This window comes from Burkholderia sp. KBS0801 (assembly GCF_005937855.2).
GTDB lineage: Bacteria > Pseudomonadota > Gammaproteobacteria > Burkholderiales > Burkholderiaceae > Burkholderia > Burkholderia ambifaria.
The window spans coordinates 1933639-1954379 of sequence record NZ_CP042178.1; the positions used below are offsets into that span (position 1 = coordinate 1933639).

Consider the following 20741-nt stretch of genomic DNA (forward strand, 5'->3'; position numbering starts at 1 on the left):
ATGAGCCAAAACCGCAAGAAGGCCATCATCACGGGGATCACGGGGCAGGACGGCGCCTATCTGACCAAGCTGCTGCTCGACAAGGGCTACGAGGTCACGGGCACCTACCGCCGCACCAGCTCGGTGAACTTCTGGCGCATCGCCGAACTCGGCGTCGACACGCACCCGAACCTGTCGCTCGTCGAGCACGACCTGACGGATGCCGGCTCGAGCCTGCGATTGCTCGAACGCACGCAACCCGACGAGCTGTACAACCTGGCCGCGCAGAGCTTCGTCGGCGTGTCGTTCGACCAGCCGGCGACGACCGCCGAAGTCACGGGCATCGGCCCGCTGAACCTGCTCGAGGCGATTCGCGTGGTGAGCCCCAAGACGCGCTTCTACCAGGCGTCGACGTCCGAGATGTTCGGCAAGGTGCAGGCGATCCCGCAGACGGAAACGACCGCGTTCTACCCGCGCAGCCCGTACGGCGTCGCGAAGCTGTACGCGCACTGGATGACCGTGAATTACCGTGAGTCCTACGATCTGTTCGGCTGCAGCGGCATCCTGTTCAACCACGAATCGCCGCTGCGCGGCCGCGAGTTCGTCACGCGCAAGATCACCGACACCGTCGCGAAGATCCGGCTCGGCAAGGCGACCAAGCTCGAGCTCGGCAACCTCGACGCGAAGCGCGACTGGGGCTTCGCGCTCGAGTACGTCGAAGGAATGTGGCGGATGCTGCAGGTCGACGAGCCCGACACCTACGTGCTCGCGACCAACCGCACCGAGACCGTGCGCGACTTCGTGCGGATGGCGTTCGCGGCCGCTGGTTACCAGCTCGAATGGACCGGCAAGGGCGAGCAGGAGCGCGGCATCGACGCGTCTAACAGCAACGTGCTCGTCGAAGTGAACCCGAAGTTCTACCGCCCCGCCGAAGTCGACCTGCTGATCGGCTGCGCGGACAAAGCAAAAAGCAAGCTGGGCTGGGCGCCGGAGACGACGCTCGAGCAGCTCTGCCAGATGATGGTCGAAGCCGATCTGACGCGGAATCGTCACCATGACACGTACTGAAGCCGGACGCCCGTCGCGCCGCGCGTTCGTCACGGGCCTCACAGGCTTCACCGGCCGCTACATGGCCCAGCGCCTCGAAGCCGCCGGCTACGACGTGTGGGGCACCGTGGCGCCCGGCGCGGCGCGGCCGGACGATCCGGCGTTCGCGAACTGCACGCTGCTGCCGGTCGACCTGCTCGACGCGAACGCGATGCGCGCGGCGGCGGCCGACGCGCGGCCCGATGCGGTCGTGCATCTCGCCGCGCGCGCGCATGTCGCGCAAGACGAGCCGTCGCAAACCTACGCGGTCAACATCGTCGGCACGCGCAACCTGCTGGCCGCGCTCGCGGGCCTCGACCACCGTCCGTCGGCGGTCCTGCTCGCCAGCAGCGCGAACATCTACGGCAATTCGACGGCCGGCGTGCTCGACGAAGCGGTTCCGCCCGCGCCCGCGAACGACTACGCGGTCAGCAAGCTCGCGATGGAATACGCGGCGAAGCTGTGGGCCGACCAGCTGCCGATCGTGATCGCGCGCCCGTTCAATTACACGGGCGTCGGCCAGGACGATGCGTATCTGCTGCCGAAGCTCGTGTCGCACTATGCGCGCAACGCCCCGCGCATCTCGCTCGGCAATCTCGACGTGAGCCGCGATTTCTCCGACGTGCGCGACGTGACGGCCGCCTACCTGAAGCTGCTCGAGGCGGCCCCGGCCGGCGAGACGTTCAACGTCTGCTCGGAACGCGCGTATTCGCTGAAGGAAGTGCTGGCGATGCTGGCGCGGATCGCCGGCTACGTGATCGACGTGACGATCGATCCGCGTTTCGTGCGGCACAACGAAGTAAAGAGCCTCAGCGGATCGCGCGACAAGCTGCGGCGCGCGGTGGGCGAATTGCCCGTGACGCCGCTCGACGACACGCTGCGCTGGATGATGGAAGCGATGCGCGACGTGCCGCGGCAGCCCGCGCAGGCCGGCTGATTCCGGCAACGCGCGCGTCGCCGGTCAAAAGACAACGGGCCGCTCTGTCGAGCGGCCCGTTGTCATGTCGGCCGTGAAAAACCTGCCGCCGCGCTCAGCCCTCGAGGCCGCGCGTAAGATCGCGGCGCAGGTCGCCCGCATCCTCCAGGCCGACCGCGAGGCGGATCAACCCTTCGGTGATGCCCGCGGCCGCACGCGCTTCCGGCGTGATGCGTGCGTGCGTCGTCGTCGCCGGATGCGTGATCGTCGTGCGCGTGTCGCCGAGGTTGCCGGTGATCGAAATCAGCTTCGTGCTGTCGATCACGCGCCACGCGTTCGCGCGCTGCTGCTCCGGCGTGTCGCCCTTCAGCTCGAACGAGACGATCGCGCCGCCCGCCTTCTGCTGACGCTTCGCGAGCTCATGCTGCGGGTGCGATTCGAGCCCCGGATAGAACACGCGCGCGACGGCCGGATGCGAATCGAGCCAGCGTGCGATTTCCAGCGCATTCGCCGACTGCTTCTCGACGCGCAGCGACAGCGTTTCCATCCCCTTCAGCAGCACCCATGCGTTGAACGCCGACAACGTCGGGCCCGCGCTGCGCACGAACGGGAACACCTTGCCCATGATGAATGCCTTCGAGCCGACCAGCGCGCCGCCGAGCACGCGGCCCTGCCCGTCGAGGAACTTCGTCGCCGAGTGCATCACGACGTCCGCGCCGAGCTTCAGCGGCTGCTGCAGCACCGGGCTGCAGAAACAGTTGTCGACGACGAACAGCGCGTTCGCCGCCTTCGCGATCTTGCCGATCGCCTCGATGTCGGCGAGTTCGGTCAGCGGGTTCGACGGCGTTTCGAGGAAGAACATCTTCGTTTCGGGCCGCACCGCTTCCTGCCAGGCGTTCAGGTCGGTCGGGTCGACGAAGGTCGTCGTGATGCCGAACTTGCTGAAGATCTGCGAGAACATCCCGAGCGTCGAGCCGAACAGGCTGCGCGAGCTGACGAGGTGATCGCCCGCCTGCAGCGCGGACATCACGACCGACATGATCGCGGCCATGCCCGACGCCGTCGCGATGCAGGCCTCGCCGCCTTCGAGCGCGGCGAGACGATCCTGGAACATGGTGACGGTCGGGTTCGTGAAGCGCGAATAGGTGAAATAGTCTTCCGAATTCGCGAAGCGCTCGGCGGCCTCGGCCGCGCTCTTGAAGCAGAAGCTCGACGTGAGGAACAGCGCTTCCGAGTGCTCGTTGAAGTCGCTGCTACGCAGCGTGCCCGCGCGCACGGCGAGCGTGTCGAAGTTGAGGGAGTCGTCCATGTTCCGTTTTCCGTATTCGAGGGTCGCGCCGCCGGTCATGCATCGGGCGCGAACCCAGCCAAAAACCAGGCCAAAACAAAAAGCCCGCTATGCGTCGGCATCAGCGGGCTTCGGTGCGGTACGACAGCGATCGACTCGGGCCGGCTCTCGCCGGCCTTCGCTTTAGCTGTTTTGGGAAGTCGCCCCGCGTCCGCAAGCTGAATCAAATCGACGCAAGGCCACATCCTAGCACGCTTCCTCGGAAGCGTGCGCCGGCATCACTCGACCGACAGCTGCAGGTTCATCTGCGAACGCGCGGTGTCGCCGGCCGTGTCGCGATCGGCCTGCGACGCCGGTGCGAGACGTGCGCGCTCGATCGCATCGAGGTACTCGGGCGTCACGGCGCCGGTGATGTAGTTGCCGTCGAAGCACGACGCCTCGAAGCGTTCGAGCTTCGGGTTGATGTCGCGCACCGCGCGGCGCAGGTCGTCGACGTCCTGGTAGATCAGGTGGTCGGCGCCGATGATCTTCGCGACTTCGTCGTCGGTGCGGCCGTGTGCGACCAGCTCGCCGCGCGTCGGCATGTCGATGCCGTACACGTTCGGGAACTTCACCGGCGGCGCCGCCGACGCGAAGATCACCGACTTCGCGCCCGCATCGCGCGCCATCTGCACGATCTCGTGCGAGGTCGTGCCGCGCACGATCGAATCATCGACGATCAGCACGTTCTTGTCCTTGAACTCGATGCTCATCGCATTGAGCTTCTGGCGCACCGACTTCTTGCGCACGGCCTGGCCCGGCATGATGAAGGTGCGGCCGACGTAGCGGTTCTTGAAGAAGCCTTCGCGATACTCGACGCCGAGCTTCGCGGCGACCTGCATCGCAGCCGGGCGCGACGAATCGGGAATCGGCATCACGACGTCGATCGGCACGTTCGGCAGCTCGCGCTTGATCTTCTCGGCGAGGTAGTCGCCCATGCGCAGGCGCACGTTGTAGACGGGCACGCCGTCGAGGCACGAATCCGGACGGGCGAGATACACGTACTCGAACATGCACGGATTCAGCGTCGGCTGCTCCGCGCATTGCTGGCTGTGGAAGTTGCCGGCCTTGTCGATGAAGATCGCTTCGCCCGGCTGCACGTCGCGCACGAATTCGAAACCGATGCCTTCGACCGCCACCGACTCCGACGCGACCATCCATTCCGTGCCGTGTTCGGTTTCGAGCTTGCCGAGGCACAGCGGGCGGATGCCGAACGGATCGCGGAACGCGAGCAGGCCGTAGCCGGCGATCAGCGACACGATCGCGTACGAACCCTCCAGGCGGCGATGCACGCCCGCGACCGCCTTGAATACGGCGGCCGGATCGAGCTCGAGGCCGGTCGTCGACAGTTGCAGCTCGTGTGCGAACACGTTGAGCAGCACTTCGCTGTCGGAATTGGTGTTGATGTGCCGGCGATCGATCCGGAACATTTCGTCCTTCAGTTGTTCCCAGTTCGTCAGGTTGCCGTTGTGCGCGAGGATGATCCCGAACGGCGCGTTCACGTAGAACGGCTGCGCCTCGGCTTCGCTCGACGCCGAGCCGGCCGTCGGATAGCGGACCTGGCCAATGCCGAAGGTGCCGGGCAGGCTGCGCATGTTGCGCGTGCGGAACACGTCGCGCACCATGCCGTTCGCCTTGTACATGTGGAAATTGCTGCCGTCCGCCGTCGCGATGCCCGCTGCGTCCTGACCGCGATGCTGCAGCAGCAGCAGGCTGTCATAGATCAGCTGATTGACAGGGGATTGGGAGATAACGCCTACGATGCCGCACATGGCATGTCCTTCAAGATGACAAAATCGGTTCCGTCCTGCCCGGCCGCGGCGTCACACGCGCACGTACTGGGCCATGCCGTCGGGCAGGAGCTGCTTCAGCTCGTGCACGCCCTGTTCGGCGAAAGGACGCAAGAGCGCATTGCGCCAGAAATCCTGTTTGGGCAATTCGGTCAGCCCGGCCGCCGCGACCAGCAGCACCACCAGCACGCAGCCGCGGACGAGCCCGAACATCATGCCCAGCGAGCGATCGACTCCACCGAGGCCCGTCGCCTGCGCGATCCGCGACAACAGCGCGTTCGCGACACCCGCGACGAACACGACGCCGATCACGATCAGCGCGAACGCGAGCACCCACTGGGTGAGCGCGCCGCCCGGCCAGTTCGCCGGAATATACGGCACCACCAGCCCAACGTAGCGTGCCGCGATCACGACCGCCACGATCCAGCCGATCAACCCGAAAATCTCCGAGACGAAACCGCGCCATGCGCCACGCAGCGCAGACAACGCGATTACCGCCAATACAGCGTAGTCGAAAGCCGTCAGCATCGCACGCTACTGCGTCAGTCCGGCTTCGCGCACCTTCGCGATCGCGGCTGACGCCGCCGCGCGATCCGCAAACGGGCCGGCACGCAGCAGTGTAGCCGTGCTGCCGTCCGCCTGCTTGCGATGCTCGACATATGCGGGCACACCCGCCGATTTCAACTTGGTGGCCCACGAACGGGCCGTCGTGTCGTCCTTGAACGAACCGAGCTGCACCGCGAAGCGCGCACCGGCCGGCGATGCCGGCGACGACGCGTCGCCGCTGTCGGCCGCGGCGTCGGCGTTCGCGACCGTCGCGGGCGCCGGCGCCGGCTTCGGCGCGACCGGCTTCGCCGCGGGGGCGGCCGGCTTCGCAGCGGGCTTCGGCGGCGTCACGCTTGCGGTGGTCGTCGAGGTCGTGGCATCGGGTTTCGCGGCCGGCTTGGCCGCTTCCTTCGGCGCCGGGGCGGGCGCGGCCGCCACCGCGACATCGGAGGCCGGCGGCTCGTCGTGCGCGACGCCCGCCTGCACGTCGGCCGCATCGTCGTCACGCGGCGCGACCGCCTGATGCGCCGGCCGGTTCGGAATATCGATCGCGATGTCGTCCGTCACCGGCTTCGGGTGCGAATCGAGCACCATCGGCAGCACGATCACCGCGCCGACGACGAGCGCGATCGCGCCGACGAGACGCCGGCGGGCGCGTTGCTTTTCAGGAAGGGTCGGATCGAGAAGCAGTGCGTCCGATTCCGGACGCTCGGTGCGGCGCGTGCGTCGCTCGACGCGTTCAGTGCGCTCCGTGCGCACGTTCCGGGAGGCCCCGGTACGACCGCCGCGCCGGGTGGGCGCGTCGTCGTCTTTCTTGCCGAACGAGAAAATTCCCATGAATGGCTGAGTCCGAAACTGCCCGACAGTCAGTGTTGCTGCGATTTCCGGTAGGCCATCACACCGGCCACCGTATGGAAACTGCCGAAAACCACGATTCTATCATTCTCGGATGCTCTTTTTAGTGCATCTCGAAATGCTTCCGCCGGCGACGCGAACCGCGTGACGCTCGAATCGGGCCCGTCTTCCACGCCGGCCTTGCGCAGCGCGGCTTCGAGTTGCTCCGCGCTCGCCGCGCGCGGCAGCGGCAGGTCGGTCACGCACCAGTGATCGACCTCCCCCGCCAGGTGCCGCAGCACGCCGTCGATGTCCTTGTCGTGCATCGCGCCGAACACCGCGTACGTGTACGGGAAGAAGCCCATGTTGCCGAGATTCTGTTCGAGCACGGCCGCCGCATGCGGGTTGTGCGCGACGTCGAGCACGATCGCCGGCTTGCCCGGCAGCACCTGGAAGCGCCCCGGCAGCTCGACGTTCGCGAGCCCGAGCCGGATGTCCTGCGCGGACACCGGCAGCACCGGGCGCAGCGCCTCGAGCGCCGCCAGCGCGGCCGACGCATTGATCAGCTGGTTCGCGCCGCGCAGCGCCGGGTACGCGAGCGCCGGATAGCGCTTGTCACGGCCGAGGTAGCTCCATTGCTGGCGCTCCGCGCCCGGCTGCGCCTCATAGCGAAAATCGCGACCGACCAGCCACAGGTCCGCGCCGATTGCGGCGGCATGGTCGATCAGCGTGTTCGGCACGGCGGGATCGCCGCAGATCGCCGGCTTGCCCGCGCGGAAGATGCCCGCCTTCTCGAACGCGATCTTCTCGCGCGTGTCGCCGAGGTATTCGGTGTGGTCGATGTCGATGCTCGTGACGATCGCGCAGTCGGTATCGATGATGTTGACCGCGTCGAGCCGGCCGCCGAGGCCGACTTCGAGGATCACGACGTCGAGCCCGCGCGACGCGAACAGGTGCAGGATCGCGAGCGTCGTGAATTCGAAGTACGTCAGCGACACCGGCTCGAGCAGCGACGTGCGCGCCGCTTCGACGGCTTCGAAGTGCGGCAGCAGGTCGGCATCGCTGACCTGCTGCCCGTTCACGCGCGCGCGCTCGGCGAATTCGAGCAGGTGCGGCGACGTGTGGCAACCGACCTTGTATCCCGCGTGAACGAGGATCGCCTCGAGGAACGCGCAGGTCGAGCCCTTGCCGTTCGTGCCGCCGACCGTGATCACGGGGCACGCGAATTCGAGCTGCAGCGCCGCCTTGACCTGCCCGATGCGGGTGAGGCCCATGTCGATGCCGACCGGGTGCGCGCGTTCGAGATGCGAAAGCCACGCGTCGAGAGTGGGAAAAGTGCTCATCGGATCAAATCTGAATCGGTACCACCACTACGCCAGAAAACGAAACGCGCCGCCCGGCGGTTCAGCCGGGCGACGCGCGCAGGTCACAACGCCGCGCCGATCAGGCCAGCGCGTCGGCCGGCTGTCGCTGCAGCAGCGCGAGCAGCTGCGCGATCTCGTCGCGCATCTTGCGGCGGTCGACGATCATGTCGATCGCGCCCGTCGTCAGCAGGAATTCCGCGCGCTGGAAGCCTTCCGGCAGCTTCTCGCGAACCGTCTGCTCGATCACGCGCGGGCCGGCGAAGCCGATCAGCGCCTTCGGTTCCGCAATCACGACGTCGCCGAGGAACGCGAAGCTCGCCGACACGCCGCCCATCGTCGGATCGGTCAGCACCGAGATGAACGGCAGCTTGGCTTCGGCCAGCTTGGTCAGCATCGCGGTGGTCTTCGCCATCTGCATCAGCGACAGCAGGCTTTCCTGCATCCGTGCGCCGCCCGACGCCGTGAAGCAGATGAACGGCACGTGCTGTTCCAGCGCGTTCTGCGCGCCGCGCGCGAAACGCTCGCCGACGACCGAACCCATCGAGCCGCCCATGAACGAGAACTCGAAACAGGCCGCGACCACGGGCAGCGTGTGGATCGCACCGCCCATCACGACCATCGCGTCGGTCTCGCCCGTCTCGTCCATCGCTTCCTTCAGACGATCGGGGTACTTGCGGCTGTCCTTGAACTTCAGCGAGTCGACCGGCACGATTTCCTGGCCGATTTCATAGCGGCCTTCCGGATCGAGCAGCCCGTCGAGGCGCTCGCGCGCGCCGATGCGCATGTGGTGATCGCACTTCGGGCACACATGCAGGTTCGCGTCCACGTCGTTGCGGTACAGCACGGCCTCGCAGGACGGACATTTGACCCACAGGCCTTCCGGAATGCCCTTGCGGCTTTTCGGGTCGGTCTGCTTGATCTTCGGCGGCAACAGTTTGTCGAGCCAGCTCATCGTGTATGGTTTCCTGTTCCGTGGCGGGGCGGGCCGACCGGCCCGTTCCCGCCTCCTGTGTTGTGTTTATCGCGCCGTCTTGCCGGCGCCGTCCAGGGCGGCGCGCAGCTCGGCGATGAATGTCTTCAGCGCGGCGGCGGCGCCTTCCGGCGCGGCGCTCTCGAGCAGTTGCACCAGGCGGCTGCCGATCACGACGGCGTCCGACACTTCGGCCACCGCGCGCGCCGTTTCGGCGTCGCGGATGCCGAAGCCGACGCCCACCGGAACCGGCACGCGCGACTTGATGGCCGGGATTTTACCCGCAATGCTCGAAACATCCAGATTTCCGGCGCCGGTCACGCCCTTGAGCGACACGTAGTACACGTAGCCGCTCGCGATCTTGCCCACGTCGGCGATGCGCTCGTCGGTCGACGTCGGGGCGAGCAGGAAGATCGGATCGATCTGCGCGGCACGCATTTTCTCGGCGAACACGCCGGCTTCCTCGGGCGGATAGTCGACGACGAGCACGCCGTCGACGCCGGCGGCCTGCGCCTGGGCCGCGAACGCGTCGACGCCCATCCGCTCGATCGGGTTCGCATAGCCCATCAGCACGACGGGGGTCGTCTGGTTGGTGTCGCGGAAGCGCTTCACGTCGGCGAGCACGCTCTTGAGCGTGACGCCGCGCGCGAGCGCGCGCTCCGACGAGCGCTGGATCACCGGGCCGTCGGCCATCGGGTCCGAGAACGGCACGCCGAGCTCGATCACGTCGGCGCCGCCTTCGGCGAGCGCGTGCATGAACTCGACCGTCTTTGCGGGATCGGGGTCACCGGCCGTGATGAACGGGATCAGGCCCTTGCGGCCTTGTTCGGCGAGTGCGGCGAAGGTCTGCTGGATACGATTCATGGCAATTTTCCTTTGTCGACCGGAGTTAGCGCTTTGGCGCTTACTCAGGTCCCATGCAAGCAGCGATCGGCATTGCGGCGGCGCGACTCACGCGCACGCCTGCACGGCGAGCGCATTCACGCGCTCGTGCGCGATCGCGCAATAACTTTCGTTGATCTCGTAGCCGACGAAGTCGCGCCCCTGCCGTGCGCAGGCCACCGCGGTCGTGCCGCTGCCCATGAACGGATCGAGCACGCGGCCGCCCGGCGGGCAGCTTGCGAGCACCATCCGCTCGATGATTTCCAGCGGCTTCTGGGTCGGATGATCGACGCGCTCCGCGTGCTGCCGATGCAGGCGCGAGACCGACCAGACGTCCTTCGGGTTGTAGCCCATCTCCAGCCACTTGCTGCCTTCGAACAGCTTGCGCGAGCGGGCCTTCTTCGTATCGGCGTCGTACGGGATGCGGACCGGATCGAGATCGAAGTAATACGCTTTGGAAACCGCGAAAAAGCCGATGTTGTCGTGCACCGACGTGAAACGGCGCGTCGTGCCGCCCATGCTCGGCACGCGCCGATCCCAGATGATCTCGTTGACCATCGTGAGTTGCGTCTTCAGGAAGCTGAAGATTTCCGGCGCGTACTGCCACGTGCAGAAGATGTACATCGAGCCGCTCGGCTTGAGCTTCGGAATCGCGAGCTCGAGCCACTCGCGCGTCCACGCGAGAAAGTCGTCTCCCGAACGCTTGTCCGAGTCGTTGCCGTAGTCCTTGCCGAGCCCGTACGGCGGATCGGCGACGATCAGGTCGATCGACGCATCCGGCAGGCGCGCGGCTTCGGTCATGAAATCGCGGTTGTGCAGTTCGATCCCGGACGGCAGTGCGCACGGCACGGCGACGGCGGGCTGCCCCGCCTCCGCTTCGCTCGCGGCGCCGCCGCCCGGTTCTTCGATCAGGTCACGCATCGGTCGGGTCAGAGCGCGATGCCCGATCGCTCGGCGACCGTGTGCATGTCCTTGTCGCCGCGGCCCGACAGGTTGACGAGCAGGATCTTGTCCTTCGGCAATGTCGGCGCGAGCTTCACGCCATACGCGATCGCGTGGCTCGACTCGAGCGCGGGGATGATCCCCTCGATCCGGCAGCAGTCGTGGAACGCCTTCAGCGCCTCTTCGTCGGTGATCGGCACGTATTGCGCGCGACCGCTGTCCTTCAGCCATGCGTGCTCGGGGCCGACACCCGGATAGTCGAGGCCGGCCGACACCGAATGCGTCTCGATGATCTGGCCGTTGTCGTCCTGCAGCAGGTACGTGCGGTTGCCGTGCAGCACGCCGGGGCTGCCGGCGATCAGCGACGCCGCGTGACGCCCAGTGTCGAGGCCGTCGCCGGCCGCTTCGACGCCGATCAGCTGCACCGACGTGTCGTCGATATACGGATAGAAGATGCCCATCGCGTTCGAGCCGCCGCCGACGCATGCAATCACCGCGTCCGGCTGCCGGCCGGCGAGTTCCGGCATCTGCACCTTGCACTCGTCGCCGATCACGCGCTGGAAGTCGCGCACCATCGCCGGATACGGGTGCGGGCCCGCGACCGTGCCGATGATGTAGAACGTGCTTTCGATGTTCGTGACCCAGTCGCGCATCGCTTCGTTCAGCGCGTCCTTCAGCGTGCGCGAACCCGATTCGACCGGCACGACCGTAGCTCCAAGCAGCTTCATCCGGTAGACGTTCGCGGCCTGGCGGCGCACGTCCTCGGCGCCCATGTAGACGATGCACTCCATCCCGAAGCGCGCGCAGATGGTCGCCGTCGCGACGCCGTGCTGGCCGGCGCCCGTCTCGGCGATCACGCGCTTCTTGCCCATGCGCTTGGCAAGCAGCGCCTGCCCGATCACGTTGTTGATCTTGTGCGCGCCGGTGTGGTTCAGATCTTCGCGCTTCAGGTAGATCTGCGCGCCGCCGAGCGTCTCGCTCCAGCGCTGCGCGTGATAGATCGGCGACGGACGGCCGACGAAGTGCTTCAGTTCGCGCTCGTATTCGGCGACGAAATCGGGGTCGTTCCGGAATTTTTCATACGCGGTGCGCAGTTCGTCCAGCGCGTGAATCAGCGTCTCGGCGACGAACACGCCGCCATACGGGCCGAAATGGCCGTGATCATCAGGAAGGTTGTACATGGTGTCACTCTCGATTGGTCGGCGCGCCCCGCGTTCGGGGGGCGCACCTTCTTGCATCACCGGGCGTCCGCTTCGCGCACCGCGCGTACGAACGCCGCCATCCGGGCGTGATCCTTCACGCCCTTCGCGCCCTCCACTTCGATGCCACTCGAGACATCGACAGCAAACGGGCGCAACTGGCGGATCGCATCACCGACGTTTTGCGCGCTCAAGCCACCACTCAAAACGGCCCGATGCGCGAGCTCTGCGGGAATAAGAGACCAATCGAAGACCTTGCCGCTACCGCCGTAGTCCGGCACCAGGGTGTCGAACAGGAGGCCGCGCGCTTTCGAATAATGAAGTGCCGATTCTACCAAATCGGACGGCTGAGTCGAGGGGCCGACGCGCACCGCCCGCAACCACGGCAGGCGGGCCGCGCGGCCGAGCGCGTCGCACTGCTCGGGCGTCTCGTCGCCGTGGAACTGCAGCACCGTGAGCGGCACCTCGCGCACGACTGCGTCGATCTCGGCTTCGGTCGCGTTCACGAACAGCCCGACCACCGACACGAACGGCGGCGCGAGGCGCGCCAGTTCGGCCGCCTGCGCGATCGACACCGCGCGCGGGCTCTTCGGGTAGAACACGAGGCCGATCGCGTCGGCGCCGAGTGCCGCGGCGTGCAGCACGTCCTCGGGGCGCGACAGGCCGCACAGCTTGATGCGCGTGCGCGGCGTGAGGCCGGTCGCGGCGGAGATCGAAGAAGGCACGGCGTGATCCGTCATGATGATAGGTCCAGATCGGCCCAGACGCTGCTCCACGGCACGCTGCCGAGTTGCGCGGGCGGGACGGCGAATTCCGCCGGGTAGCCGACATGGGCAAGATACAGCCCGTCGGCCATGAACGTGGGCGCGGCGAGCGTGCGGTCGCGCCCGGCCAGCACGTCGGCGAGCCAGTCCGCCGGATAGCGGCCCCGCCCGACCGCGACGAGGCAGCCCATCAGGTTGCGCACCATGTGGTGCAGGAACGCGTTCGCGCGGAACCGGAAATGAATGAAGTGGCCGGCGCGCCGCACGTCGATCTGATACAGGTGTTTGACCGGCGTCTTCGACTGGCATTCCGACGATCGGAACGACGAGAAGTCATGCTCGCCGATCAGGTGCGCGGCGGCGGCGCGCATCGCGTCGTCGTCGAGCGGCGTGTGGATCCATCCCGCACGGCCGGCCAGCATCGGCGAGCGCACGGGATGCACGTACAGCACGTAGTAATAGGTGCGTTCGAACGCCGCGAAACGCGCATGGAACGTGTCCGGCATCGGCTTCGCCCACTGCACGGAAACGGTGGACGGCAGGAACGCGTTGGTGCCGCGCACCCACGAGAAATCCGTGCGGTCGAGGTCCGTGTCGAAGTGCACGACTTGCCCGAGCCCGTGCACGCCCGTATCGGTCCGCCCCGCGACCGTCGTGTGCAACGGCACGCACGCGAATTCGCCGAGCGCGCGCTCGAGCGCGTCCTGCACGGTCTTGCCGTGCGGCTGCGCCTGCCAGCCGCAGAACGCCGCGCCGTCGTACTGAATCCCAAGCGCGATCCGCATCACGCCTCGTCCGCCAGTTTCGCGAGCAGCGCACGCGCATCGTCGCGGGTGGCGGCATCGTTTGCGTCGATCACCTCCTGCAGCAGCGTGCGCGCGCCCGACAGGTCGCCCAGTTCGACGTACTCCGACGCGAGATCCAGCTTGTTGCGCGCGATGCGCGCGAGCTCTTCCGGCGTCAACGCGGGCAACGCGGCGCCCGGCGCAGACGGCAGGTCGAGATCGAAATCCAGTTTCAACGCGCCGAACTGCGCGCCGGCGAGCGGCGGCAGCGACGACGGCGCGGATGCGCCGCTCGCGTGAGGCGCGGGCGGCGCCGCATCCGGATCCCAATCGAACTCGTCGTCCTGGCCGGCCGGGTGTTCCGGTGACAGATGGGTCGCACCAACGGGTGGGTGCGACGTGGATTGACCGTTAGTTGCGATTTGCTCGCTTTCGGCTTGCCCTTCCCGTGCGGCCGGCTCGTCCGCCTGACGCGGCGGCAACGGCATGTCGAGGCTGTTGAGTGCGCTGATCGCGTTCTGCATCAGCGCAGCGTGCTGGGCGTCGTTCGTCGACGGCGCCGCAGGCGTTTGCAGCGGCTCGTCCGCGGCCGTTTCCGCGACGGGCTTCACGTCGTGCGAGGCTGGCGCGGCGTCGCGCTCGAGCTCGAGCTCGAGCTCGGCATGCGCGGACGGGGCTTCCGGTTGATCGTCGTGCGGCTGCGCGGTTTCCGGCGGAGACGCGACCTCGGCTTCATGCGTGTCGGCGCCCCCCGCCGCTGCCGCGGTAGCCGCGATCAGATTCACATCGGCCGCCGCGTCGCGTGCAAGCGGCGTCTCGGGAAGGATCGGCGACAAGGGTTCGACGGGCGACGACGATGCGCCTGTATCGCCGGCAGCTGCTCCGCCGGATTCCGGGGTGATCGTGTCGGCCGGCCGCGCTTTCCGGCGCTTGCGCCACGCGAACCAGGCCGCGAGAACGAGCACGGCCGCGCCGGCCATTGCTGCGGGACGCCAGTCGATCTGTGCCGCATCGCGCGCGGGCGCGGCGGGCATGACCGGCACGGCCGGCTGGACGGGCGCCGATGCCGGCTGCACCGCGCTGGCGACCACATCGGACGCGGCTTCGCTCGCGGCCGATGCACCTGCGTCATTCGCGGCGGGGTGCGGCGCAGCGGGCGCCGGAGCCGGCGCGCGCGCCGGTGCAACGTTGTTCGTGTCGGCCGGCTTGCCGATCCCGTGCTTCTGCAGCTCCATGAGCACGCGGTTCTTCAGCGCGAGCAGTTGCTGAAGGCTCGATGGCCGTGGCTGCGACGCGCCCGCGACGGGTGCCGCCGCGGACGGTTCGTGCATGCCTTGGGCCGCGCCGCCCGGTGCGACCTGCGCAGCGGCGTCGCTCGCGGACGACGGTGCGGACTGGATCGCGCCGCTCCACACGTGCGGCCCGCTTGCGCCCGCCGCAGGCGCTGCCGGTTGAACGGGCTCGACCGTCGACGCACCATGCGCGCCGGATGCGCCGATCGGCGCCGACGCCCCTGCCGCCGCCGCGACGCTTGCTCCGCTGACCGGCGCCGCATGCGCGGCCGATGCGGCCGGTGCGCCTTGCACGGCCGCCCCCGGGTGCGGCGCGGACGCGCCATGCTGCGCGACTGCGGCCGTGCCGGACGCAGCTACCGCCGCCGACGCTGCCGCTGACGCCGCCGAAGCACCGGACGCACTCGACGCACCGGCCGGCGCGAGCGCCGCGCCCGTCGCGTCGAGCGCCGGCACCGTCAGCGTCGCGCCGACTTTCAGGCGGCTCGGATCGCGCTTCATGAATGCCTGCGGATTGGCGTCGAACAGCGCACGGCCGGCGCGCGCGAGCACGGCCGGGTCGTGCGACTGCGTGGCCGCTTTCGCGAGGTCGTTCAACGACTGGCCCGGCTGGACCGTCACATTGAGCGGCGCAGGGCCGCCGGCGGCGGACGCCGCCAGCTCGCCGGTGTCGGCCGCCCAGGCCGACACGGCCGTGCCGAGCGCCAGGATCGCCAGCGCGCCACGCACGGCGCGCGACAGACGGGACTGACGCGGAAACAAGGAAATTCGGGACATCGTAGGCTCAATCGCCGCGCACGGGCGCGGCTCGGATTCGCGTAGGGAAGCGTCAATAAAGTCGCCGCAGAAATGCAAAAGCGTCGCGCAGAACGCGACGCTTTCGGCGGCTCTGCGCGTCGTAACCGCATAGTTTACTTCACACGATCGGGTTCCGGCCGAATTCGTCGCCGACGGATGCGGCCGCCCATGCCCGGCGCCGACCAATGAAAAACGCCTGCCGCCCCGCAAGGGGCTGGCAGGCGTCTCGCTTCACGCGCCGATCCTTACTTGTCGAGCAGGATACGCAGCATGCGGCGCAGCGGCTCGGCCGCGCCCCACAGCAATTGATCGCCGACCGTGAACGCCGACAGATACTCGCCGCCCATCGCCAGCTTGCGCAGGCGGCCGACCGGCACCGTCAGCGTGCCGGTGATCTTCGCCGGCGACAGGTCGCGCATCGACGCTTCACGCTCGTTCGGCACGACCTTCACCCAGTCGTTCGCCGACGCGAGGATGCCGTTGATTTCGTCGAGCGGGACATCCTTCTTCAGCTTGATCGTCAGCGCCTGCGAGTGGCAGCGCATCGCGCCGATCCGCACGCACAGCCCGTCGACCGGAATCGAGCCCGGCTCGCCCATGGCCGGCTTGCCGAGGATCTTGTTGGTTTCCGCGCCGCCCTTCCACTCTTCCTTCGACATCCCGTTGCCGAGATCCTTGTCGATCCACGGAATCAGCGAACCGGCGAGCGGCACGCCGAAGTGGCTCGTCGGCATCGCATCGCTGTTCATCGTCGCGAGCACGCGGCGATCGATGTCGAGAATCGCGGAAGCCGGATCGGCGAGCTGTTCCTGCACCGCGCCGTGCAGCGCGCCCATCTGCGACAGCAGTTCGCGCATGTTCTGCGCGCCCGCGCCCGATGCGGCCTGGTAGGTCATCGCCGTCATCCAGTCGACCAGGTTCTCGCGGAACAGGCCGCCGAGCGCCATCAGCATCAGGCTGACCGTGCAGTTGCCGCCGACGAAGTTCTTCGTGCCCTTGACGAGCGCGTCCTTGATCACGTCGAGGTTGACCGGATCGAGAATGATGACCGCGTCGTCCTTCATCCGCAGCGACGAAGCCGCGTCGATCCAGTAGCCGTTCCAGCCGGCCGCGCGCAGCTTCGGGAACACGTCGTTCGTGTAGTCGCCGCCCTGGCACGTGATGATCACGTCGCACTTCTTCAGCTCGTCGACGTTGGTCGCGTCCTTGAGCGTAGTCTCGTTTTTCGCGAACGACGGCGCCTTGCCGCCCGTGTTGCTGGTGCTGAAAAACACCGGTTCGATCAGGTCGAAATCACCTTCTTCCTGCATGCGTTGCATCAGCACGCTGCCGACCATGCCGCGCCAACCTACGAGACCTACGTTCATGACTAACCCTTTGAATGGAGCTTCCCCGCCATTTCCGCCCCCGGCGTGACCGCGCGGGGAAACAGGCGGGCACGACGGACGATCAGCGTTTAATGATCGTTTTCGTGGTAATGGTTTTCGTGATGACGATGGCGCGCGTACCCGCACGGGCAATGTTGCCGTGGAGTTTCAGGACCGGGGAGATCAGGGAAATCAGCGCCATCGTTCGAGTCTACACAAAGCCGGTTGGCCGCACAACGGCCAACCCTGCGCGAACCGGCCGATTTCGCGGCCCGTTCGCGCCCTTTCTACATTAACTACCGTACGTCATCGCCCTGCGCGTTACAGCGCGGCGACAACCGCATCGCCCATCGCCGTCGTGCCGACCTGCTTGCAGCCCGGCGTCGCGATGTCACCGGTGCGATAGCCTTGTTCGAGCACCGTTTTCACCGCGCGCTCGATGCGATCGGCCTGCTCGGCGCGATTCAGCGAGTAGCGCAGCAGCATCGCGGCCGACAGGATCGTCGCCAGCGGATTCGCGATGCCCTTGCCCGCGATGTCCGGCGCCGAACCGTGCGACGGCTCGTACAGACCCTTGTTGTTCTTGTCGAGCGACGCCGACGGCAGCATGCCGATCGAGCCCGTCAGCATCGACGCTTCGTCCGACAGGATGTCGCCGAACATGTTGCCGGTCACGATCACGTCGAACTGCTTCGGCGCCTTCGCGAGCTGCATCGCCGCGTTGTCGACGTACATGTGCGACAGCTCGACGTCCGCATATTCCTTCGACACGTCGATCATGACGTCGCGCCAGAACTGCGACGTTTCGAGCACGTTCGACTTGTCGACCGACAGCAGCTTCTTCGCACGCTTTTGCGCGGCCTGGAACGCGACGTGCGCGATGCGGCGCACTTCCGGTTCCGAGTAGCGCATCGTGTCGAAGCCTTCGCGCGCGCCGGCGAACGGGCCGTCCGGCGCCGCACGCACGCCGCGCGGCTGGCCGAAATAGATGTCGCCGTTCAGTTCGCGCACGATCAGGATGTCGAGGCCCGCGACCAGTTCCGGCTTCAGCGGCGACGCATCGACGAGCTGCGGATAGCAGATCGCCGGGCGGAAGTTCGCGAACAGCTCGAGGTGCTTGCGCAGCCCGAGGATCGCCTGCTCGGGGCGCAGCGCGCGCTCGAGCGAGTCGTACTTCCAGTCGCCGACCGCGCCGAACAGGATTGCGTCCGCTTCCTTCGCGAGTTTCAGCGTGGCGTCCGGCAGCGGATGACCGCTCGCCTCGTAGCCCGCGCCGCCCACCGGCGCCTGCTCGAGTTCGAACTGTTCGTCGAGGGCGTTCAGCACCTTGACGGCTTCGTTGACGATTTCCGGACCGATGCCGTCGCCGGGCAGCACTGCAATCTTCATGCGTTATTCCTGACTGGGTAGGTGTGGGTGGCAGGTCGGCGAGCGCGCGTCATGCGCGCCCGCCCGGAGGCAATCTCAGCCGACCAGCTTGTTGTTGAGCCACGGCTGCTTCGCGAGCCGCTCGGCTTCGAACTGGCGGATCTTGTCCGCGTGACGCAGCGTCAGGCCGATGTCGTCGAAGCCGTTCAGCAGGCAGTACTTGCGGAACGCGGCGATCTCGAACGGATACTCGCGGCCGTCGCCCGTGCGCACGACCTGCGCGTCGAGGTCGACCGTCAGCTGATAGCCGTTGAACGCATACGTGTCGTTGAACAGGTGATCGACCTGCTGCTCGGTCAGCACGATCGGCAGCAGCCCGTTCTTGTAGCAGTTGTTGAAGAAGATGTCGGCGAAGCTCGGCGCGATGATCGCGCGGAAGCCGTACTGCTGCAGCGCCCACGGTGCGTGCTCGCGCGAGCTGCCGCAGCCGAAGTTCTTGCGTGCGAGCAGCACCGATGCGCCCTGGTAGCGCGGCTGGTTCAGCACGAAGTCCGGGTTCAGCGGGCGCTTCGAGTTGTCCTGGCCCGGCTCGCCGTGGTCGAGATAACGCCATTCGTCGAACGCGTTCGGACCGAAGCCCGTACGCTTGATCGACTTCAGGAACTGCTTCGGGATGATCGCGTCGGTGTCGACGTTCTCGCGATCGAGCGGCGCCACGACGCCGGTATGCACTGTGAATTTTTCCATGATCCGTCTATCCGGTTGAAGGGCCGGCAGTCAGCCGGCGCACATCGACAAATTCCTGGCGGGCGTCAGTCCGCGGCGCGCTGTAGCGCGTTGCCGGCGGCATTGACGTCCTGGCCGAAGCCTCGGACGGTATTGCAGCCCGCAAGGCCGAAGCCCAGCCCCGCGAGCGCCAGCGCGGCAACCAGCCGCGCGATGAGCTTCGATGCCGTCACGCGTTACCCCAGCTGGCGAATGTCGACGAAGTGGCCTTCGATCGCCGCCGCCGCCGCCATCGCGGGGCTCACGAGGTGCGTGCGACCGCCCGCGCCCTGCCGGCCTTCGAAATTGCGGTTCGACGTCGATGCGCAGCGCTCGCCCGGATCGAGCCGGTCGGCGTTCATCGCGAGGCACATCGAGCAGCCCGGCTCGCGCCATTCGAAACCCGCATCGGTGAACACCTTGTCGAGCCCTTCGCGCTCGGCCTGCGCCTTCACGAGGCCCGAGCCCGGCACGACCATCGCGAGCCGCACGTTCGATGCGATGCGACGGTTCAGCTTCTTCACGACATACGCGGCCGCGCGGATGTCCTCGATGCGCGCGTTCGTGCACGAACCGATGAAGATCTTGTCGACCTTGATCGACTCCATCGGCGTGTTCGGCTCGAGCGCCATGTAGGCCAGCGCGCGCTCCATCGCGTCGCGCTTGACCGGATCCTTCTCGCGCTCGGGATCGGGCACGCGACCGTCGATCGACGTGACCATCTCCGGCGACGTGCCCCACGTGACCTGCGGAACAATCTCGGTCGCGTTCAGCTCGACGACGCGGTCGAACTGCGCGCCTTCGTCGGACTTGAATTCGCGCCAGTACTCGACGGCCTGGTCCCATTCCGCGCCGGTCGGCACGAACGGACGGCCCTTCAGGTAGTCGATCGTCGTGTCGTCGACGGCGACCATGCCCGCGCGCGCGCCGGCTTCGATCGCCATGTTGCAGACGGTCATCCGGCCTTCCATCGTCAGCGCGCGGATCGTCGAGCCGCCGAATTCGATCGCGTAGCCCGTGCCGCCGGCAGTGCCGATCCTGCCGATGATCGCGAGCACGATGTCCTTCGCGGTACAGCCGCGCGGCAGCGCGCCCTCGACCTTCACGAGCATGTTCTTGCTCTTTTTCTGCAGCAGCGTTTGCGTCGCGAGCACGTGCTCGACTTCCGACGTGCCGATGCCGTGCGCGAGCGCGCCGAACGCGCCGTGCGTCGACGTGTGCGAATCGCCGCAGACGATCGTCATGCCCGGCAGCGTCGCGCCCTGCTCCGGCCCGATGATGTGCACGATGCCCTGGCGTACGTCGTTCATCTTGAACTGCGTGATGCCGAACGCGTCGCAGTTCGCGTCGAGCGTGTCGACCTGCAGCTTCGAGACCGGATCGGCGATGCCGTGGCTGCGATCCGTGGTGGGGACGTTGTGGTCCGACACGGCCAGGTTCGCGCTGATGCGCCACACCGGGCGGTGCGCGACGTTCAGCCCTTCGAATGCCTGCGGGCTCGTGACTTCGTGCAGCAGCTGACGGTCGATATAGAGCAATGCCGTGCCGTCGTCCTCGGTGTGGACGACGTGGGTATTCCACAGTTTGTCGTAGAGAGTCTGTGCCATGGGTATGCGGGGTCGTTGTGACTACAAGCCTTGCGGATGCGGTCGATTATGCCACGCAGAACGCGCCGCGGCGCAGGCGCGACGCGAAAAAACCCATTAAAAACAGTGGTTTGGCTGGTAGTGCCAATACCTGTATCGGCATTACCCGGCAAACGGGGCA

General features: G+C 67.1%; 20 protein-coding genes. 2 read left to right on the forward strand and 18 right to left on the reverse strand.

The window, feature by feature from the left end:
- Both gmd and FFI87_RS25535 read left to right on the forward strand, forming a co-directional pair.
- Positions 1 to 1047, forward strand: coding sequence for a GDP-mannose 4,6-dehydratase (gmd, locus tag FFI87_RS25530; protein WP_138848590.1), 1047 nt, complete (start codon positions 1 to 3; stop codon positions 1045 to 1047).
- Positions 1034 to 2002 carry an NAD-dependent epimerase/dehydratase family protein gene (locus FFI87_RS25535; RefSeq protein WP_138848589.1) on the forward strand — a complete coding sequence of 323 codons (969 nt, stop codon included), beginning with the start codon at positions 1034 to 1036 and terminating at the stop codon, positions 2000 to 2002. The genes gmd and FFI87_RS25535 overlap by 14 nt, the downstream gene beginning before the upstream one ends.
- 94 nt (positions 2003 to 2096) lie before the next feature.
- Here the strand turns inward: FFI87_RS25535 and FFI87_RS25540 are convergent, their stop codons facing one another.
- From FFI87_RS25540 to leuC, 18 genes are all read right to left on the reverse strand, one after another.
- Positions 2097 to 3290 (reverse strand): O-succinylhomoserine sulfhydrylase, encoded by a 1194-nt coding sequence (locus FFI87_RS25540; protein WP_041490157.1) that lies wholly within the window; start codon positions 3288 to 3290, stop codon positions 2097 to 2099.
- A 257-nt stretch (positions 3291 to 3547) separates the two neighbouring features.
- Positions 3548 to 5080, reverse strand: a complete 1533-nt coding sequence (purF, locus tag FFI87_RS25550) for an amidophosphoribosyltransferase (RefSeq protein ID WP_006755188.1) — start codon at positions 5078 to 5080, stop codon at positions 3548 to 3550.
- A gap of 51 nt (positions 5081 to 5131) precedes the next feature.
- Positions 5132 to 5626, reverse strand: a complete 495-nt coding sequence (locus FFI87_RS25555; RefSeq protein WP_006755189.1) for a CvpA family protein — start codon at positions 5624 to 5626, stop codon at positions 5132 to 5134.
- Between the two features lie 6 nt (positions 5627 to 5632).
- Complete coding sequence (locus FFI87_RS25560) at positions 5633 to 6481, reverse strand: SPOR domain-containing protein (RefSeq protein ID WP_138848587.1); 849 nt, start codon at positions 6479 to 6481, stop codon at positions 5633 to 5635.
- 29 nt (positions 6482 to 6510) lie between these two features.
- Positions 6511 to 7821: a bifunctional tetrahydrofolate synthase/dihydrofolate synthase gene (gene folC / locus FFI87_RS25565; RefSeq protein WP_138848586.1), complete on the reverse strand. Its 1311-nt coding sequence runs from the start codon at positions 7819 to 7821 to the stop codon at positions 6511 to 6513.
- 100 nt (positions 7822 to 7921) lie between these two features.
- The gene (accD, locus tag FFI87_RS25570; protein ID WP_006755101.1) at positions 7922 to 8794 is read right to left on the reverse strand and encodes an acetyl-CoA carboxylase, carboxyltransferase subunit beta; all 873 of its coding nucleotides are present in this window, start codon (positions 8792 to 8794) and stop codon (positions 7922 to 7924) included.
- 66 nt (positions 8795 to 8860) lie between these two features.
- Positions 8861 to 9676, reverse strand: a complete 816-nt coding sequence (trpA, locus tag FFI87_RS25575; protein WP_138848585.1) for a tryptophan synthase subunit alpha — start codon at positions 9674 to 9676, stop codon at positions 8861 to 8863.
- Positions 9677 to 9763: 87 nt separating this feature from the next.
- Complete coding sequence (locus tag FFI87_RS25580) at positions 9764 to 10615, reverse strand: DNA-methyltransferase (RefSeq protein ID WP_012365696.1); 852 nt, start codon at positions 10613 to 10615, stop codon at positions 9764 to 9766.
- An 8-nt stretch (positions 10616 to 10623) separates the two neighbouring features.
- Entirely contained in the window at positions 10624 to 11817 is a 1194-nt protein-coding gene (gene trpB, locus FFI87_RS25585) for a tryptophan synthase subunit beta (RefSeq protein ID WP_138848584.1), read from the reverse strand.
- Between the two features lie 56 nt (positions 11818 to 11873).
- Positions 11874 to 12575 carry a phosphoribosylanthranilate isomerase gene (locus FFI87_RS25590; RefSeq protein ID WP_138848583.1) on the reverse strand — a complete coding sequence of 234 codons (702 nt, stop codon included), beginning with the start codon at positions 12573 to 12575 and terminating at the stop codon, positions 11874 to 11876.
- Entirely contained in the window at positions 12572 to 13384 is an 813-nt protein-coding gene (gene truA, locus FFI87_RS25595) for a tRNA pseudouridine(38-40) synthase TruA (RefSeq protein ID WP_175736732.1), read from the reverse strand. The genes FFI87_RS25590 and truA overlap by 4 nt, the downstream gene beginning before the upstream one ends.
- Positions 13384 to 15453 carry a FimV/HubP family polar landmark protein gene (locus FFI87_RS25600; RefSeq protein WP_138848581.1) on the reverse strand — a complete coding sequence of 690 codons (2070 nt, stop codon included), beginning with the start codon at positions 15451 to 15453 and terminating at the stop codon, positions 13384 to 13386. Before FFI87_RS25600 ends, truA begins: the two co-directional genes overlap by 1 nt.
- Before the next feature lie 266 nt (positions 15454 to 15719).
- Positions 15720 to 16841, reverse strand: coding sequence for an aspartate-semialdehyde dehydrogenase (gene asd, locus FFI87_RS25605; RefSeq protein WP_006756674.1), 1122 nt, complete (start codon positions 16839 to 16841; stop codon positions 15720 to 15722).
- A gap of 82 nt (positions 16842 to 16923) precedes the next feature.
- Positions 16924 to 17043 (reverse strand): hypothetical protein, encoded by a 120-nt coding sequence (locus tag FFI87_RS35000; RefSeq protein ID WP_006754086.1) that lies wholly within the window; start codon positions 17041 to 17043, stop codon positions 16924 to 16926.
- Positions 17044 to 17162: 119 nt separating this feature from the next.
- Positions 17163 to 18230: a 3-isopropylmalate dehydrogenase gene (gene leuB / locus FFI87_RS25615; RefSeq protein WP_138848580.1), complete on the reverse strand. Its 1068-nt coding sequence runs from the start codon at positions 18228 to 18230 to the stop codon at positions 17163 to 17165.
- A 75-nt stretch (positions 18231 to 18305) separates the two neighbouring features.
- Positions 18306 to 18956, reverse strand: a complete 651-nt coding sequence (leuD, locus tag FFI87_RS25620) for a 3-isopropylmalate dehydratase small subunit (RefSeq protein WP_006754088.1) — start codon at positions 18954 to 18956, stop codon at positions 18306 to 18308.
- Positions 18957 to 19021: 65 nt separating this feature from the next.
- Complete coding sequence (locus FFI87_RS25625) at positions 19022 to 19168, reverse strand: entericidin A/B family lipoprotein (RefSeq protein ID WP_011658379.1); 147 nt, start codon at positions 19166 to 19168, stop codon at positions 19022 to 19024.
- Between the two features lie 3 nt (positions 19169 to 19171).
- Positions 19172 to 20581 carry a 3-isopropylmalate dehydratase large subunit gene (leuC, locus tag FFI87_RS25630; RefSeq protein WP_105788831.1) on the reverse strand — a complete coding sequence of 470 codons (1410 nt, stop codon included), beginning with the start codon at positions 20579 to 20581 and terminating at the stop codon, positions 19172 to 19174.
- Positions 20582 to 20741 lie beyond the last annotated feature (160 nt).

What these genes read in the sequence shown, in the direction of transcription:
- FFI87_RS25600 (WP_138848581.1), bottom strand. Translation starts at nt 15,453, where the DNA reads ATGTCCCGAATTTCCTTGTTTCCGCGTCAGTCCCGTCTGTCGCGCGCC.
- leuB (WP_138848580.1), bottom strand. Translation starts at nt 18,230, where the DNA reads ATGAAGATTGCAGTGCTGCCCGGCGACGGCATCGGTCCGGAAATCGTC.
- FFI87_RS25590 (WP_138848583.1), bottom strand. Translation starts at nt 12,575, where the DNA reads ATGACGGATCACGCCGTGCCTTCTTCGATCTCCGCCGCGACCGGCCTC.
- trpA (WP_138848585.1), bottom strand. Translation starts at nt 9,676, where the DNA reads ATGAATCGTATCCAGCAGACCTTCGCCGCACTCGCCGAACAAGGCCGC.
- FFI87_RS25560 (WP_138848587.1), bottom strand. Translation starts at nt 6,481, where the DNA reads ATGGGAATTTTCTCGTTCGGCAAGAAAGACGACGACGCGCCCACCCGG.
- asd (WP_006756674.1), bottom strand. Translation starts at nt 16,841, where the DNA reads ATGAACGTAGGTCTCGTAGGTTGGCGCGGCATGGTCGGCAGCGTGCTG.
- FFI87_RS25540 (WP_041490157.1), bottom strand. Translation starts at nt 3,290, where the DNA reads ATGGACGACTCCCTCAACTTCGACACGCTCGCCGTGCGCGCGGGCACG.
- gmd (WP_138848590.1), top strand. Translation starts at nt 1, where the DNA reads ATGAGCCAAAACCGCAAGAAGGCCATCATCACGGGGATCACGGGGCAG.
- leuD (WP_006754088.1), bottom strand. Translation starts at nt 18,956, where the DNA reads ATGGAAAAATTCACAGTGCATACCGGCGTCGTGGCGCCGCTCGATCGC.
- purF (WP_006755188.1), bottom strand. Translation starts at nt 5,080, where the DNA reads ATGTGCGGCATCGTAGGCGTTATCTCCCAATCCCCTGTCAATCAGCTG.
- FFI87_RS25580 (WP_012365696.1), bottom strand. Translation starts at nt 10,615, where the DNA reads ATGCGTGACCTGATCGAAGAACCGGGCGGCGGCGCCGCGAGCGAAGCG.
- truA (WP_175736732.1), bottom strand. Translation starts at nt 13,384, where the DNA reads ATGCGGATCGCGCTTGGGATTCAGTACGACGGCGCGGCGTTCTGCGGC.
- leuC (WP_105788831.1), bottom strand. Translation starts at nt 20,581, where the DNA reads ATGGCACAGACTCTCTACGACAAACTGTGGAATACCCACGTCGTCCAC.
- trpB (WP_138848584.1), bottom strand. Translation starts at nt 11,817, where the DNA reads ATGTACAACCTTCCTGATGATCACGGCCATTTCGGCCCGTATGGCGGC.
- FFI87_RS35000 (WP_006754086.1), bottom strand. Translation starts at nt 17,043, where the DNA reads ATGGCGCTGATTTCCCTGATCTCCCCGGTCCTGAAACTCCACGGCAAC.
- FFI87_RS25535 (WP_138848589.1), top strand. Translation starts at nt 1,034, where the DNA reads ATGACACGTACTGAAGCCGGACGCCCGTCGCGCCGCGCGTTCGTCACG.
- FFI87_RS25555 (WP_006755189.1), bottom strand. Translation starts at nt 5,626, where the DNA reads ATGCTGACGGCTTTCGACTACGCTGTATTGGCGGTAATCGCGTTGTCT.
- folC (WP_138848586.1), bottom strand. Translation starts at nt 7,821, where the DNA reads ATGAGCACTTTTCCCACTCTCGACGCGTGGCTTTCGCATCTCGAACGC.
- accD (WP_006755101.1), bottom strand. Translation starts at nt 8,794, where the DNA reads ATGAGCTGGCTCGACAAACTGTTGCCGCCGAAGATCAAGCAGACCGAC.